Origin of the sequence: Lysinibacillus sphaericus (assembly GCF_015844675.1) — a bacterium.
Classification (GTDB): Bacteria; Bacillota; Bacilli; order Bacillales_A; family Planococcaceae; genus Lysinibacillus; species Lysinibacillus sphaericus_E.
In genome coordinates, this window is sequence record NZ_LDGC01000091.1 from 63366 (window position 1) to 79865 (window position 16500).

Annotated in this window: 9 protein-coding genes and 1 pseudogene; 4 read left to right on the top strand and 6 right to left on the bottom strand. The window is 37.2% G+C overall.

What is annotated here, in order from left to right:
* Positions 1–574: 574 nt before the first annotated feature.
* Positions 575–1486, bottom strand: a complete 912-nt coding sequence (locus ABE34_RS22100) for a CAP-associated domain-containing protein (protein ID WP_197144595.1) — start codon at positions 1484–1486, stop codon at positions 575–577.
* Between the two features lie 611 nt (positions 1487–2097).
* Between ABE34_RS22100 and ABE34_RS22105 the strand changes: the two genes are divergently transcribed.
* A complete protein-coding gene (locus ABE34_RS22105; protein ID WP_197144596.1) occupies positions 2098–3666 on the top strand; it encodes a sensor domain-containing diguanylate cyclase in 1569 nt (522 codons plus the stop codon).
* A gap of 747 nt (positions 3667–4413) precedes the next feature.
* On the top strand, positions 4414–8826 hold the full coding sequence (locus tag ABE34_RS22110; RefSeq protein WP_197144597.1) for an S-layer homology domain-containing protein: 4413 nt from the start codon (positions 4414–4416) through the stop codon (positions 8824–8826).
* A 116-nt stretch (positions 8827–8942) separates the two neighbouring features.
* On the opposite strand, the gene ABE34_RS22115 is transcribed toward ABE34_RS22110, so the two are convergent.
* From ABE34_RS22115 to ABE34_RS22130, 4 genes are all read right to left on the bottom strand, one after another.
* Positions 8943–10337, bottom strand: coding sequence for a ferrous iron transporter B (locus tag ABE34_RS22115; RefSeq protein WP_197144598.1), 1395 nt, complete (start codon positions 10335–10337; stop codon positions 8943–8945).
* The gene (locus tag ABE34_RS22120) at positions 10309–11034 is read right to left on the bottom strand and encodes a FeoB small GTPase domain-containing protein (RefSeq protein ID WP_197144599.1); all 726 of its coding nucleotides are present in this window, start codon (positions 11032–11034) and stop codon (positions 10309–10311) included. Before ABE34_RS22120 ends, ABE34_RS22115 begins: the two co-directional genes overlap by 29 nt.
* On the bottom strand, positions 11031–11285 hold the full coding sequence (locus ABE34_RS22125; protein WP_241747172.1) for a FeoA family protein: 255 nt from the start codon (positions 11283–11285) through the stop codon (positions 11031–11033). Before ABE34_RS22125 ends, ABE34_RS22120 begins: the two co-directional genes overlap by 4 nt.
* A 383-nt stretch (positions 11286–11668) precedes the next feature.
* Positions 11669–12967, bottom strand: a complete 1299-nt coding sequence (locus ABE34_RS22130; RefSeq protein WP_197144601.1) for a hypothetical protein — start codon at positions 12965–12967, stop codon at positions 11669–11671.
* Between the two features lie 401 nt (positions 12968–13368).
* On the opposite strand from ABE34_RS22130, the gene mntA reads away from it, so the two are divergent.
* Positions 13369–13785 (top strand): type VII toxin-antitoxin system MntA family adenylyltransferase antitoxin, encoded by a 417-nt coding sequence (gene mntA, locus ABE34_RS22135; RefSeq protein WP_346655601.1) that lies wholly within the window; start codon positions 13369–13371, stop codon positions 13783–13785.
* Positions 13775–14179 (top strand): annotated as a pseudogene (hepT, locus tag ABE34_RS22140) (type VII toxin-antitoxin system HepT family RNase toxin). Before mntA ends, hepT begins: the two are co-directional and overlap by 11 nt.
* 405 nt (positions 14180–14584) lie before the next feature.
* On the opposite strand, the gene ABE34_RS22150 reads toward hepT, so the two are convergent.
* Positions 14585–16489 carry an FIVAR domain-containing protein gene (locus ABE34_RS22150; RefSeq protein ID WP_197144604.1) on the bottom strand — a complete coding sequence of 635 codons (1905 nt, stop codon included), beginning with the start codon at positions 16487–16489 and terminating at the stop codon, positions 14585–14587.
* Positions 16490–16500 lie beyond the last annotated feature (11 nt).

Here is a 16500-nt window from a genome sequence, read left to right on the forward strand (position 1 = left end):
CATTTTGTGAAAAGCATTTATTCTCGCTGTATTAATACAGCGAGAATGTAAATTATCAGTATTATAACAGAAGAATGGATAGCTTGACTATGTTAAATTTTATTATAAAATAATTAGTCAGAAAATTATATGTCAGAATAACAAAAAAAGTAAAAAAATTAGAATATAGGATTTTGTCATAACGTGGGGTTGATTTCCGTTCCGGCTAGGCGCTTTGTAGCTGTCGCTTTGCTTTCGCTACAGAAAACATTTGTTGTTGCTGTCGCTACGCTTTCGCACAGAGCAAATCTTCCTGTGGGCGTCCGATGAGCCGCTTCACTCGCGTTCTCGCTCCAGGGTCTCATCTGTGACGCTGTTCCCCAAGGAGTCGCCCAGCCTCCACTCCAATCAACTTACATTTTAACAAATGTGATTACCGATTTTTAGTGACTATCAAAAATGAAGGTTATAAGTAAATTCTAATAATTGATTTATGAGAAAATCTTGTCTTAACATGAACACAAAAAATCTCTATTCAATAGATTTCTGCATAGAGATTTTTGTGTATATATCGTTGATCAACTCAACTGTTCAACTATTTAGAATAAAAGTTAACCGTATAATAGGGTGCACCGTTATCTTTAAAGCAAACACCAACAAAAATATGTGTAAACTCTTTCCTTAAAATATTTATACGATGTCCTTTTGAATTCATTAGTGCTTCATGAGCAAATATACTATTATGCTGACCTTGCGCTATATTTTCGCCGTACCAATAGTGATTAACTCCCCCAGCAGTGAGGCGGTCGTTGGAATGATTACCTTTATGATCTTCATGACTAAAAAATTGATGTGTGATCATATTGCTACTATGTTGCCGAGCGATAGGGTTAGACCCTTTGTCATAAATGAGTGGTTGCAAACCTTCTATAACTCGCTCATGGTTAATAAGATCAACCATTAAATCTTCAAGTCCTGTTCGTAGTTCATTGGATGGCTTACCATAATAACCACGTTTACTTAATTCGGTTTTAGCATGTATCCAAATAATAGAACGAACTATATGGTTTTTGTGTAAATCATAGAAAAAAGTAACGTAGTGATTATCAATGAAATAGGTCCCGTGTGTAGTATTACCTTCACAATCGTTGTAATCAAGCAAATAGCTCGTATTTTCATAGTGAATGGCTCCAAGCGGAAGGCCGTATTTTCTATTTACATCTATTCGATTAGCACCGATACGAATACCAAATACGCTATGACCAATACGTGTTTCATATCCTCCAACCTCATTAGAATTATGTTTCCCTACGAGGGAAAATGGGGCGTAGTCCGTCGCTACTCGACACCATTTCATTTTATAGTCACTTTGAAAGCTAGGCAGTGACAAAGTTTTTTGTGTCTTTGTTACATTCGGACGAGCTGACTTATTTGGATTGAAAAAAGTATTTGTCCATAAATCCATACTATAACCAATCATTATTGGAGCTACTTTACGCAACAACATATTAAAACCCTCTTCTTAAAGTGAATTTATAATAAAAATCTATCGAATTACTAAAAGTTTTATAGATATAAATTACTATATTTTTGTTCTGTTAACGATGCTAAATTTATGGAACTTTCCCTACTATATGGCTCGCTATCATAACGTAGGGTTGATTTCCGTTCCAACTGGGCGCTTTGTTGCTGACGCTTCGCTTTCGCACAGATAAAACATTTGCCGCTGACGCTTCGCTTTCGCGCAGAGCAGAGCTTCCTGGGGCGTCTGATGAGCCGCTTCGCTTCGCTGCAGGGTCTCGGGCCAACACGATGTTGGTCACGAAGGCGTTATCACAGGATGTGATGGTATTAGCCTTCGTTCCTCTATTGCTAATCCCCAAGGAGTCGCCCAGTCGGAACGGAGATCAAATAATATACAAAGTATAAGTTTTAACAAATGTCACCTTTAGTTTTGGGGTGTAGCCTACTATATTACTTTTGTTATAAGAGGGCCTTGAGAAGGACTATTTTGACAAACATTTTACTTTTGAGGTAAGAAATTTTCTTAATAAGGAATTTTTTTGTGTTTTAATAGAATAATAGAGGAAATTATAAATTAGGGGTAAAAGATAGAAAATGAAATCAGAACAGATAAAGTTAAAGTATTTAATCATGGGCGTTGCGATAGCTGCTTTTATCTTAACTGGTATTGGTAGCATTTGGAGTGGTTACCGAATGAACGTTGACTCGATTAAAGAGAATACGCTTGAAACGAATCGAGTCTATGCACAAAAATTAGCAATAACCGCTAGTTCTTATCTTGAAGAATCTTTTCAGATTTTAGGATATAGTGCCGGCTCGATAAAAACAAAAATGCATGATAGCAATGCATTGATTCAGGAAACTGAGCGCTTGAAAATGCAAAATGACATGTTTAACTCTGTGCTGATCACAAATGCAGAAGGTCTTGTACTATCTATATCACCACCATCTGAAGAAGTGCTAGGTGAAGTTTTAACATCTGTTGGAGCGAGAGAGGCTTTATCTAAAAAGAAACCTCTTGTCTCAAAGCCTTATAAGGGAATGACGGGGCGTCTCCTTATTTTTATATCGTATCCTATATTTTCAGAGACAAATGAATATTTAGGAATGGTAGCTGGGACAATTTATTTAAAAGAACGAAATGTTTTTAATGCACTACTTGGAGAGCATTATTATCATGATGGGTCATATGTGTATGTAGTTGATTCGGATGGGCGCGTTATTTATCATCAGGACCCAAGCCGCGTTAATGATATCGTTATTGATAATAAAGTTGTTCAATTGGTGGTTTCTGGGAAAAACGGGGCTATTCAAGTAGTAAATACTAAAGGAGTAGAAATGCTTGCTGGTTTTAGTGCCGTACCTTTAACGGGTTGGGGAGTAGTTGCTCAAAGGCCGATTGATGTAGCATTAGCTCCTTCATTTGATAGAGTACAGGAAGTTGCTATAAAATCCATTCCGCTTATGCTCATTTCAATTTTAATTGTCCTTTGGGCGGCAGCACGTATTGCAAATCCCTTACAGCAATTAGCTACTTTAACAGAGGAGAGCATGGATTCGAAAAATGTAGAAGGCTTGAAATCTGTACGTAGTTGGTATTTTGAAGCGCATCATCTTAAAAGTGCTCTCATTCGGAGTTTAACGTTTTTACAGGGACAGGTGTCCTTTTTTAAAGATCAATCTACGACAGATCCGCTAACAGGTGTAACCAATCGTCGTACAATGGATGCGATGCTAGCGGAGTGGTTTGACAATAAGTTGCCACATGCCCTCATTCTACTCGATTTAGATCATTTTAAAAGTGTGAATGATACGTATGGTCATGCAGTAGGTGATAAGGTTTTACAATTTTTAGCTCAAAATATGAAAGCTGTTGCTCGTGAGGGGGATGTTTGCTGTCGCTACGGTGGTGAGGAATTTGTAATGTTATTGCCAACTACTACAGCTGTGGAAGCGGCACAGGTGGCAGAACAACTACGGGATATGTTGGCGAATACTATAAGTCCTTGTGGTCGTACAGTTACATTATCTGCAGGTGTTGCCGTGTATCCGCAAATGGCCGACACGACAGAAAAGTTAATTGAAGCAGCGGATAGTGCGCTCTATCTTGCAAAACAAGCAGGACGAAATCAAGTCATAGTAGCAGAGCAAGAAAATAAATAAAAAATTTTTTTGGAATAAGCATACATTTCTAATTTTGGGGTACATGATTAATGCAGCGATCATTTGGGCAAGCTGTTTTTAAGTCATTCCCCATATGACTTATCAAACATGTTCAAAATGATACGTAAACTCGGGACACATCTCTCGATCGACTTGACAAGATGTAAGGTTATCCCCCTTTCCCTTATGACATCACAAGTACGTCTAGATGTATGCCTATATATTGTTAAAAGCCAAGCGAGCACCGATGCTCCTTGGCTTTTTTATGTTAAAGGAATTTAGGGGAAAAGTAGATGGGGTGGAACTAAGAGGGTACAGTGTCTGAACTGTTTTTGATTCATCAAATCATAACGTGGAGTTGATTTCCGTTCCGACTGGGCGCTTTCCTGGGGGCGTCCGATGAGCCGCTTCACTCGCAATGCTCGCTCCAGGGTCTCGGGCCAACACGATGTTGGTCACGAAGGCGTTATCACAGGATGTGATGCTCTTAGCCTTCGTTCCTCTATCGCTGATCCCCAAGGAGTCGCCTAGTCTCCACTTCAATCAACTTATTTGTATAGCGAATGTTTAATAAATGCTATCCCATCTTTAATAATATTTTTTGTTAAAATTACAGTTATTGTTAACAGTTTTATTCCATAAATTTAGATTTATCTATGAAGGTTCACTATCTACCTGTCGATATAAAGGGTATGATGAAAATGTTAGTTTGAACGTATCAAATACATAGATGAAAGGAAGAGTGGGATGGATAAAACAAAAATCCAAAAAGTGAACAAGGCACTTATAGCAACTGTATTTGCTACTAGTGGGATTGCTGTTGTAGTGCCACCACCACAAAAGGCGGCTGCGGCTTCTTCACCATTTACAGATGTTGACCCATATTCAAGTCATTATGACGATATTTTAAAATTATATAATCAAGGTGCGATTAATGGGTATGCAGACAATACGTTTCGACCAAATCAAAGTGTAACACGTGGTCAGGCCGCAAAAATGCTGGCGACTGTTTTAAAATTAGATTTGAGAAATGTACAAGATCCATATTTAAAAGACGTTCCGAAAAGTAGTGAATATTACAAGTATATAGCTGCTCTACAAAATGCAGGAATCATGTCGGGCTATTCAAATGGAACATTTATGCCTAATGAAGTGATGACGCGCGGGCAATTAGCGAAAATTTTAGTGCTTGGCTTTAATTTAGAGGTAGCCTCTAATTACAACAATAGTTTCAAAGATGTAACTAGCGAAACAAGCAACGCTATCTATATCCAAAGTTTAGTAGATTCGAAGATTACGGAAGGGACAACGCCTGTCACTTTCTCACCACATAATGCGGTTACACGTGGACAATTCGCATCTTTTATTGTGCGTTCACAAGAGAAAAAAGGGAATGCCACATCTTTCAAAATTACAAATGTTGAAGAAGATACTGTCTACATAAATGGCGATCGATACTCAGTACCACAAAGTCTCTCGCATATTTTTAACGAAGATAATGCACCTGTATTAAAAGACGCGCTAATTGAAGGGGACTTTTCAGGCAAAACTATTCGCTCTGTATCAAAGCTTACATTGAATGCAAGTGGGACAAGCTCAAGGTCTCTAGTGTTCGATGGTGATCGTAAGTCCTTCGGTGGAACAATCGTTGTTAATGGAAACTATATTGAATTCTCAAATATTACATTGACTGGTACAATGCATGTCAACGAAACGGTACGTCCACCTTTACAATTAGGTTTTTCCTACTATAAGCCATTATCTTTTGGCCGTATAGCAAGCACTAATACTGCATTTATTAACTGGACTAATCCAGATAATCCAAATGATGAAGGCTCATCTAATAACGGCTCGACAACAGATCTTCAAGATTGGGCAGATCAGAATTCCAACAAAAATCCTGATAAAAACAAGCCGTTTGAGAACTGGTCAAAAGATAAAGTGACGATGAAAAATGTTGAAAAACATATTGAATTTTATAACAGCACTGTATCGCGCCTAGTTGTCGCTCAAAGCGGTACAAAAATCGAAACAAATATGAAGCTACCACGTGTAGACATCATTGGGAATGTGCGAGAATTTGAAATTCAAGGCAATATCGGCACGCTAAATCTTGATACAGAAACGAAGCTAACAATTTACGGAGATGGCAACATCGACTGGGTTAACTACAATAGCTATACAGATTTAGAGCTGTATTTAGATGGTCGTATAGGTGTTCTGTATGTTGATAATGTATACGGTTGGGTTGATATTGGAGATTACACGTATATTGACAAAGTGATTATACCGAAGGGCGAGGGACCGAATAATATTTTCGACGACTTCCTAGAGGATAAAGATAATATCGGTAATATTGTAGATGAAGACGGTAAACCAGTCGATAAAGACGATATTGATAAGCAAAAACCAACTGATAAAACAAAACCGTTAATCGACATTACGAATGTAACAGTTTTAAGTGGTAGTGAGACACAGGTAGATTTCACTTCAGATAAAGTTGGAACTTACTACTATATTGTTCGTGAAAAAGGCGCCGATGCACCAACGAAAAAAGAAATGGTAAATCGCATTTCTACTGAAAATGCAGCACATGGAACAAGCGCAGCAGTGAATGGCAAAAACACATTTAAAGTCACTAATTTAGGTGAGAAAAAAGAATATGTTGTGTATGTGATGGTCGTTGATGGAGCGAAAAATGTTTCGGAAATTAAATCACAAGAATTCAAAATGAAAGATACTATAGCACCTGTAGTGACATTTAAATCTATAAAACCACTTCCAGGGGGAAAAAGAGCAGAGATAACATTTAATTCAACAAAGCCTGGGGAATATTTTTATATAGTACGGAAAAAATCGACTAACGCTACTGCTCCAACGGCTGAGGAAATTGCAAAATCAACAAATAAGGGTAAGATTACTGGCAATACTGCCGCAGAGTTAACAAAAACAATAATGTTAGAAAATTTAGAGGCCTTAACAGAATATGAATTCTTCATGGTAATGAAAGATGACTCAGGTAATATATCGAAAGTTGCTTCAACAGCATTCAAAACACTTGAGCTAGATGAAATAAATCCATTTGTAGAGAAGGCGAAACTTGACAAACTTGAATCCGATACTGGAAAGGAAAATCAGTTCTACATTTATTTAAATGAAGCATTAGACCCTAAAAGTGCTCGTGATGTAAATAACTACGATTTATCAGGAACAGTTATCGTTAATACGACAGGACAGAAAAAAATTAAACCTTCTGCTGTAGAGTATAAAGAAGGCGATAAAAAAGTATTATTAACTATTCCATCGGGAACAGGTTTTGTTTATGGGGATACATTACGTGTAACTGTATTACCTGGTGTTAAGGATTTGGCAGGAAATGAATTTGAAAGTGCCAATACCGTTGAACCTGGTAAAAATGTTCGAAACTTTGCAGAATACGTGCATGAAAAATATGTTGAACCGAAAATTCTAGATTTAAAAGTTGTTGGGGAACCAGACCAAGATGAAAAATATAAACGAGCTGAGGTAGAATTTAAGCCAAATAAAGCAGGAACATACTATTACATGGTTTTACCTGATACAGTCGAAGACAATGGAGAAACAAAAACATTTGAGCAATATTTAAAAGATAAAGGCATTACGGAGAGAGATTTCTATAATGAATTTGCGACTGAATCATCATTAAAATCAGGCTACTTCCAAATAGGTGGAAAAGATATTTATATTGAAATTGGCTCTGGTCCGGCCGACTTAGAAGATGACACGAAGAAATTCCCGGTTGTTATTGATAAAGATAAACTAAATCCATTCATGAGCTATTCAGTTCATATGATATTAAAAGACCGTGGCGGTGATCTTTCTAAAATAGCTTCTAAAGAAATATTTGGGGACTCCAAAGCACCATTAGTTACCGATATAGCAGTGAAGTCTGGTACTACTAAAGGTTATGATGATACGAAAGCCACTGTAAGTTTCAGTACAGATGAGACAACAAAGCTTCATTACTGGTTCGTACCAAAGAAAAACGCTGATGGAACAGATAATCCGGATGCAAAGCTAACTATTAACACGGCAGCAGAAAGAAAATCATTAGAAGACAAACTTAAATCAAGCCCTTCAGTCACAAAAAGTGGAAAAGGCGCGTCTGGAACTTTAGATATGACAGGAGTTACTTTAACACCACATACCGAATATGTTGTTTATTTAGGTGCACAGGATACGTATGGTAACTTTACAGTTTATAAAGCTAATACGAATGGAAATCACGATGAATCAAATGATGGTTGGATGAAACAAGATTTCTATTCCGATGGCACACCACCACGTATTGAAATGACAGTTGATAAAGAAAAGAAACGTAATATTGTATATCGTAATCCAGATAGTACATTTACGATTACTTTCAGTGAAGCCATCATGCGTGATGAAAAAGGCGAGTCTCCAATTAAAGATTTAAGTTTCTTAACAATTACTGACGAGAACGATCAAGATATAACTTCGCAATATGAGGTTGTTAAGTATACACAGGGTACAAAGACAACTGATGAAAGCCAATTAATTATTAAGCCAACTGGCACAGGTACGGCGGATAAAACATTTACCGTTAAGATGAAAGATGAAGCACGAGATTATATTATTTCAGACTTCGAAGGTAATAAGTTTGATATAAATGACTTTGGTAAGTATGTTTACCCAGGCAAAGATGCATATAACACAATGAGTTACGCTAGCTTAACAGGCAATGTTGATGGCGTACCAGCAGAATATAATTCAACAACAATGGATGTTTCTGTAAATATTCTCACACTGCTTGAATTAAACCAAGAATACTTCTATGCGGTTACTATGGCGAATAAAACAACATTAGACCCACAATTAATATTAGATAGTGTTAAAAATAATAAACCAGCTGGTGATGGAATAGTATCATTTGGTAAAGGATCTGTTAAAAAAGCAGCAGATGGCAGTGCAATTTTACCACTTGTAGCAAATCCATCTACTGATCCTGGAATTAAGAATGTGTTTAAAACAGGTCAAAGAGTATTCTTATTCACAAAAGATCAGTATGGAAATATTGTTTGGGCTTATCAAAAAGAGACAAATGGTACAGGCCATACCCCACAACAATATGTGGAAATTCAATATACACCTAAACCATAAAAAAGAAGCAAAGCTAGAGAATTCTTATGTTGAATTCTCTAGCTTTTTTTACATCAAATATCACGCAAATTTAAGAGAATAAAAAAAGAGGGGCTAATAAACAGCCCCTCCCATCATTAAACCCAACCAAACGCTCGAGCAACTGTCGCCGTTAGCCAAGTCGCGCCAATAGCAATAACCGTTGGAATTAAAAATGACATAAATGTCCACTTCGGACTTTTTGTTTCTTTATAAATATTGACTAAAGTCGTTCCGCAAGGGAAGTGTAGCAGTGAGAATAACATCATGTTTAAAGCTGTAAGCCACGACCAGCCTTGGTCGATAAACACTTGTTTTAGCTTCGATAAATCCTCAATTTCTAGCATAGCTCCTTGCGATAAATACGCCATAATTAGGATAGGGATCACAATTTCATTGGCTGGTAGCCCAAGAATAAATGCAGCCATAATAAAGCCATCCATACCAAGAGCCTGACCAAATGGATCTAAAAAGTTAATGAAATGCATTAGAATACTCGTATCACCAACGTAAATATTAGCGAATACCCAAGTCAAAATAGAGGCAGGCGCTGCTACGACAACTGCTCTTTTTAATACATACCATGCTTTATCAAGACTGGCTCTTAAAATTGTGTTCCAGAACTTTGGTCTTCTAAATGGTGGAAGTTCCAATGTGTAATGGGTAGGTACACCCTTTAAAGCGGTTTTAGAAAGAACCCAGGACACAGTTAATGTCACCACGACCCCTAACATAACAAATCCTATTAAAATGGCAGCTGTTACAAATGTACCTGCTGCACCTGAAAAACCAGTTACCATAAATAATGATGCTAATAAAATAAGAGTTGGCCATCTTCCGTTGCAAGGAACAAAATTGTTCGTTAAAATGGCTAACATTCGTTCACGAGGAGATTCTATAATTCTCGTTGACATGATAGCAGCGGCATTACAGCCAAAGCCCATTGCCATTGTTAATGACTGCTTCCCGTGTCCACCCGCTCGTTTGAATAAACGGTCCATATTAAATGCTACTCGCGGTAAATAACCGTAGTTTTCTAATAGAGCGAACATAGGAAAGAATATAGCCATTGGCGGCAGCATAACACTAATAACCCAACCTGTACCTCTAAATAGCCCGAGAACTAAAATACCATGTAACCATTCGGGTGCGTGCATTGCTTCAAAAAGAAAGGTTAGCTTACCTTCTAGATAGCCAAATAAGTTTGCTAACATATCTGATGGTACGTTTGCCCCAGCGATAGTAATGTAAAAGACAGTACCTAGCAAGATAAGCATAATAGGGAATCCCCAAATACGGGATGTGAAAATTTCATCTAATTTATCAGATCTGTACATTGCAGGTTGCTGCGATACTACTTTTTTACATAAAGATTTGCTTTTAGTATAAATATCACTAACGATTTCATCTCGAATATCCTCATTCGAAATCTCGTTCACTTCAGCTAAAATAGCCTTAAGTGAATTATGATTTAACACTGACTGGGACTCCATCCGTTCTCACCTCGTGCTGTTTATTATTCTTATGATTTTGCAGTTTTAAGATCAATTCTTCATCACCATCAAGTAAGCGAAGGGCAACCCATCTCGATGGATATTTCTCATCAAAATAACCTTCTAATTTCGATTCAATCTTTGTAATGGCTTCCTCTATTTCTTTCGAATATTTAATGCGATATGGAGTTGTAACAATTTGCCCATGCACCAGTTGACTTAATGTATCGAGCAATTGATGAATACCTTTTTTATTTCTTGCCGATATTTTGACAACTGGGACTCCTAGCTCACGAGCCAATTTCTTGTCATCAATTCGGATCCCTTTTTTCTCAGCTTCATCGATTAAATTGATACAAATGATAACATTATTCGTCATTTCTAAAACTTGAAGTGCAAGATTTAAATTTCTTTCTAATGATGTTGCATCGAGCACAACAATCGTTGCATCTGGCTGGTCAAATACAATATAGTCTCTTGCGACTTCTTCATCTGCTGAATTGGAAAATAAAGAATAGGTCCCGGGTAAATCCACGAGTATATATTGCTCTCCGTTATGTTCAAAAGAACCTTCTGCATGAATAACCGTTTTCCCGGGCCAGTTTCCAGTGTGCTGCTTCAATCCCGTTAAAGTATTAAACAATGTACTTTTACCGGTATTTGGGTTACCTGCTAATGCAATTCGATGTATCCTCACTTTGTTTTCCCCCTAACAATTTCGCCTAAAATCATAGAGCCTTCATCATTGCGTAATGCAATCGTTGTATTGCTTACACGATAAGCGATAGGGTCTCCTAAAGGACTTTTACGAAGAACTAAGATTTCTGCGCCTTTTACAAAGCCTAAATCTAATAATCTCCTTCTTAAAGGACCCTTAATGTTTATTTCTTTTATTAAAAAGCAATCTCCAAACGAGCATTCAGAAAGAGGTGTCAATGTTTTTTCCATATGCATTTTTTATTCCTTTCTATAATAATATTTCCCGAACATCATATTGTTTCTCTAAGGAAACTTTATTAATGATTATGCCTGTTTTATGACAATTGTCAATAGTTTTCTGAAATCTTTTTGAAAGAACGTCCTAATAAAGGGAATGATGGCGCATTTTTGTTGGGTAAGAAATGTTGAAAAAAGGGGAGGTGTTTAACATACAAAGCGGGCAAAGTTTTGTGTGATATGAAAAGTTTCTCTTTATGATGGGTTCGTTATAAGTGCCTATAGATAAGAGGGGATCCGCATTGAAGAGGCGATAGCAGAGCAAAGAAATATATTAAACCCTCTGCTACTAAAAAGTTTCGGCAGAGGGTCATGATTTTTTCTTTATTAGGAGATCACTCTTGGATTAGGAATGAAGCAGAGGAACTTGTTTGAATGAAATGACGATTTCCTTCTACTGTATAATCGGCTGGTACTGGTTTGCCAAAGGTATTGGTACGAACGATGGAGGCATTCGGTGATAAATTATTAATAATAATTTCCATATTCGCCTCAAATTCAACTGGTTTTTCATTTAATGTTGCCTGGAATGTGATACGATTCGATTTTTTTGTAATGCTAATTTCCATAACGCCAGTATCTTCATTAAGAAGAGTTCCTAGTGGTGGAATAATAACAGTCATATTCGATTTTGTCGTTAAAACGAAGCGGTCTGCACTATTTTCCGTGTCGGCAACGTTGATTTTTGCTGTATAGGTATTTTTGTTTTTCGTCATAGCAGTAGTTTTACCTGGTACGGCTGCTATATCCGATGAAACTGGCTTTTTAGACCCGTTCCCTTTAGGTAAATCATATTTTCCATTTACATAGTCCACTAAAGTCCAGACGTTTGGTACAAGCTGCTGCTGCACAGGTGTTAAAGCCTCGAAGGCTGTTTTCGCTGCCTGTACATCTTGAGCGGTAGACGTTTTAGGCGATAAAGCTGCAATAGCGTTTTCTACCTCCTTAGCTGCCGCCTTATCCTTCGCAACAAGCTGTTCAGCATCTAATAACATCTTTTCGATACCAGCAGGTAAATAGACGTATGAATATCTTCGAAGTGCATTAAGCTCAGCTCTAGCATCAGCTACATCCTGATGGAAGGTAATGCGAGAAGAGTTTAATAATTGGATTTTATTGACCACTTTATCGATAGATGTATTGGGCGTGATATAGGATGTCAGTATTTTTTGTGATTCCGGGCTCACAAAGGACTTTTGAGCTGCATTTAACGTATTGTACCAATTTTTCGTTTCCATAACATTTTGGTAGTAATAAACGGAAGTTGACTCCACTGAAGCTAATTTCTCTTCAATTTGATCAGCAAGCTTACGGTACGCAACTTTTGTCTGACGATGATTTGACAGCGTAGAATAATTCGTAACATATTGTTTTTCCGTTTCAGTTAACTCATCATAGGCTTTATTGGCTGCTTCTAAATTTGTTTGGAACGAAGCTGTTGTATCATTAATGTTTGAAATAAGTCGAACAACATTCGAAACGTTAGCGTTGTAGTAATAAGTATAATCGTATATGTAAGCAGTTTTTGAATGCCCAGTAGTATTAGCAGCTGATGCTGACGTAGTAGGTGCAGTATAGATTAGTGAAGGGACCGCAACTAGGGCTAGTAAGGCTAATTTTCTTTTGTTTTTCATAATACGGGAAACCTCCTATTTGGTTTTGGATAAGTGTGATGGGTAATATGTAGGTCTTTTACCCTGGTTGGAACCTTTGATTTTCTTGTGAAATGGTTTATTATTTACCTGCCGAAAAAGAGTCGTACCTAGACATGAATTTCCTAATATATGTTGGTAAACCAATTTTATCATATCTCAGGATTTTTTCATGTATATTTTAAGTGAATAGGTAGATTGATTATGTAATTTTTAAATACTTTGTGTCTTATGTACTTATGAAAAATATGAAGGGAAAGCACGTAGCTTTTTTAGAGAGGGGGATAGGACCTACCAACTAATGGATAAACTTCCGGAACAGACGGTTAGAAACCTCATACGAAGGAGAGAGTTTGTTATAATGAATCTAATAAGGAGCGGGGGTGTTTTATTTGCAACAAAACTGGCAGAATGTAGTTGTTGAAAAACTAGCCTGGGCTGTTAATCCAGCGTTTGTTATTGTTTTTGGTTCTTATGCGCAGGGCTTGGCACGTGAAGATAGTGATTTGGATATTGCATATTTTGCAGATAAAACGCTCTCAGGTTATGAACGTTTTCTATTAGCTGGAGAAATTGCGCAGTCTTGTAATATGGATGTCGATTTGGTTGATATGAAATCAATTGATACAGTGTTTGCGGCACAAATTTTTTCGAGTGGTAGAATCATTGATTGCCTAGATGAAAGCACCTTTGTGAAGGAACGAATGAAAGCTCTATCAATGTATGTGACGTTAAATGAGCAACGTGCAGGAATTCTGAAAGCAATTGAAGAGAGGGGTAATGTCTATGGTGAAAAATGATGTTATTTTAAATAAAATTGCAACAATCGAACGCTGTGTGAACCGTGTAAACGAGGTGTATTGTGATAATCCTGAGAATTTGCAAGACATTACGAAGCAGGATAGTATCATTTTGAATATTCAACGTGCGTGTGAAGCTAGTATTGATTTGGCAATGCATATTGTTAGTGACTTAAAGCTTGGTTTGCCTAAAACGAGTCGCGAAGCATTCAAGTATCTTGAGGAAAAAGAAATTATTGACCATGCATTGGCTAAAACATTAATGAATATGGTTGGATTTTGAAATATTGCTGTGCACGATTATCAAGCTATCGATTTAGATATACTTCAAGCAATTATTGAGAATCATTTAAATGATTTTAAAACCTATACAGAGGCAGTATTGCTTATATAAAAGAAACACCAGGCTATAGAAACTTTCTAGCCTGTTGTTATGTAGTATAAAACGGATAGAACCGTGGAAGTGACGGATAGACTCATCAAAGCGACGGAAAGACTCGTCAAAGCGACGGAAAGAACTGCCGAAGTGACGGATAGAAATCAAAGTGAAGGAAAGAACCGCCAAAGCGACGGAAAGACTCATCAAAGCAACGGAAAGAACTGCCGAAGTGACGGATAGAAATCAAAGTGAAGGAAAGAACCGCCAAAGCGACGGAAAGACTCATCAAAGCAACGGAAAGAGTCGTCAAAGCGACGGAAAGACTCATTACGATCGAAGCCGACGCCACGATTCCAGAGGCATAATTGATTTTTTGAGTTTGAAAAGGACTTGGCTTAGTGCCAAGTCCTTTCAATTTTTTTATTGTTTACCTGAACTTTGAGCATCTTTATAGATGTCGATAGCCTTGTTTAATTTGTTAATAGCATCTGTCACTTCGTACGAAGAGGCATAGACGTTACTGGCAACGGATTGAGCGTGTTGAACTGCTTTTTCTAGACTGCGTTTTTCTCTTTCTGTTGTCCATAGTTCATAATAAGGGATATCAGAGCCATCGCCATTCGCAGAAACTTTTACATACTGAACAGAATTAATGAGTGATGTTAACCAAGATTTATCAACGTAATGCCAATGATTCACACCAGATTTATAATTACTCCTATAAGTTGAAATGGCATTATATAAATATTGATATGCATACGAAATATCCGACTGAGACGCTGAGCTATTGTTTGCAATACCTTGTGCGTATGAAACAGCAGAAACTAGCGCGTCTTTTTCACTTTGCGTCGTCCAAACTACATTGTAGGATAATTCAGATCCATTCACAGAAACGGTTACATACTGAACAGAGTTAATAAGTGAAAAAAGGGAAGATCGATCGGCATTCGTTTGATAAGTGCCATATTTTTGTGCGTTCTTATAAATTGTAATGGCGTAATTTAAATTGCTAATTGCATTTGTAATATCAGACTGTGTTGCATAATAATTATTTACAACATATTGAGCAGATGAAACGGCAGAGGTTAGAGCATCCTTCTCACTTTGAGTCGTCCAAGGTTCATAAGAAGCTACATCATTACCGTTGTTCCAAGAAACCTTTACATACTGAACAGAATTGATCATCGATTGTAGTGAAGACTTATCACCATAAACATATTTTGTTCCGTTTTTTTGCACAGTTCGATAAACGTTTAATGCATTTTTGTACTGTGTAATCGCATTGTTTACTTGTTCCTGCGAAGCGTAAGAATTATTAACCACTGCTCTTGCGCTGCTTACGGCTGATTCGAATGTTGTACGTTCAGCCTGCGTTGTCCATTTTTCAGTTACTGAAATGTCATATCCATAAACAGATACTGCAACGTATGGAGGTGAAGCTACTAAATTACTAAGCTCCGTTTTATTTAAAACAGGTAATGTCACAGAGGCTTTTTTATCATCCACCTGCACTTTGTTAATTAGATGCCCTGAATTTAATGCCACTTTTGCCCCGTGTTTGACAACCACTTGCTCAATTGTACCTTTTCCGTAAAGGGTGAAATCTTTCCCAACATCGATAGTTAGTTTATCAACATTGGCAGTTACTTCAAATGCAGTAACTTTACCAATTATGTCGACTTTCGAAATAGTTTTGTCAGAAGTCACACTCACTTTAGTACGTTTTAAGTTAATGTTTGGTGATTTAATATCTTTTAGAGAAACATTTAACCAATTACTATTTTTAGTCAATAAAGGTCTAAAAGTAATTGTATCTCCAATAGCAACGTCATCAATTGTAATAGCCTTCTTCACGCGATTAGTTACAATAAGTTCATCTTCAATAGTGACATTTTGAACTTTTACATAATCCGCATTTACAGTTAGGCTTCCAGCAATTTGCGCGTCACCGCCATCAAAATCTAACGCTTTATTTTTTGTTCCACCCTTAGTAAGTGTTAGTGATGTAATACTTGTAATTTCACCGTTCTTTACGACAATAGTAGCTTCAGCATTTGCCAACGCAGCATTATTGGATGTGTTTAAGAGGGGCTTCAATGACTTACTAATTTTAAATTGGCCATTGGATGTGCGTACTTTATCATTAGCGATGCTGGTAATAGTAACACTTTGCCCCTTTGTTTTGGCTGCAGCTACTTGCCCGTCGATTTGAATTGAGTGGTTTAAAGATACATCATTAGAAGTGGCATTCGCAGTTGACACAGGAGCAATTAAGGTTGCTGTAATAGCGGTAGCCATAAAAGTAGAAAATACTTTATTCTTCATTTTTGTCACTC

Coding starts and splice junctions, on each gene's coding strand:
- ABE34_RS22100 (WP_197144595.1), bottom strand. CDS start 1,486: ATGTTGTTGCGTAAAGTAGCTCCAATAATGATTGGTTATAGTATGGAT.
- ABE34_RS22105 (WP_197144596.1), top strand. CDS start 2,098: ATGAAATCAGAACAGATAAAGTTAAAGTATTTAATCATGGGCGTTGCG.
- ABE34_RS22110 (WP_197144597.1), top strand. CDS start 4,414: ATGGATAAAACAAAAATCCAAAAAGTGAACAAGGCACTTATAGCAACT.
- ABE34_RS22115 (WP_197144598.1), bottom strand. CDS start 10,337: ATGGAGTCCCAGTCAGTGTTAAATCATAATTCACTTAAGGCTATTTTA.
- ABE34_RS22125 (WP_241747172.1), bottom strand. CDS start 11,285: ATGGAAAAAACATTGACACCTCTTTCTGAATGCTCGTTTGGAGATTGC.
- ABE34_RS22130 (WP_197144601.1), bottom strand. CDS start 12,967: ATGAAAAACAAAAGAAAATTAGCCTTACTAGCCCTAGTTGCGGTCCCT.
- ABE34_RS22150 (WP_197144604.1), bottom strand. CDS start 16,489: ATGAAGAATAAAGTATTTTCTACTTTTATGGCTACCGCTATTACAGCA.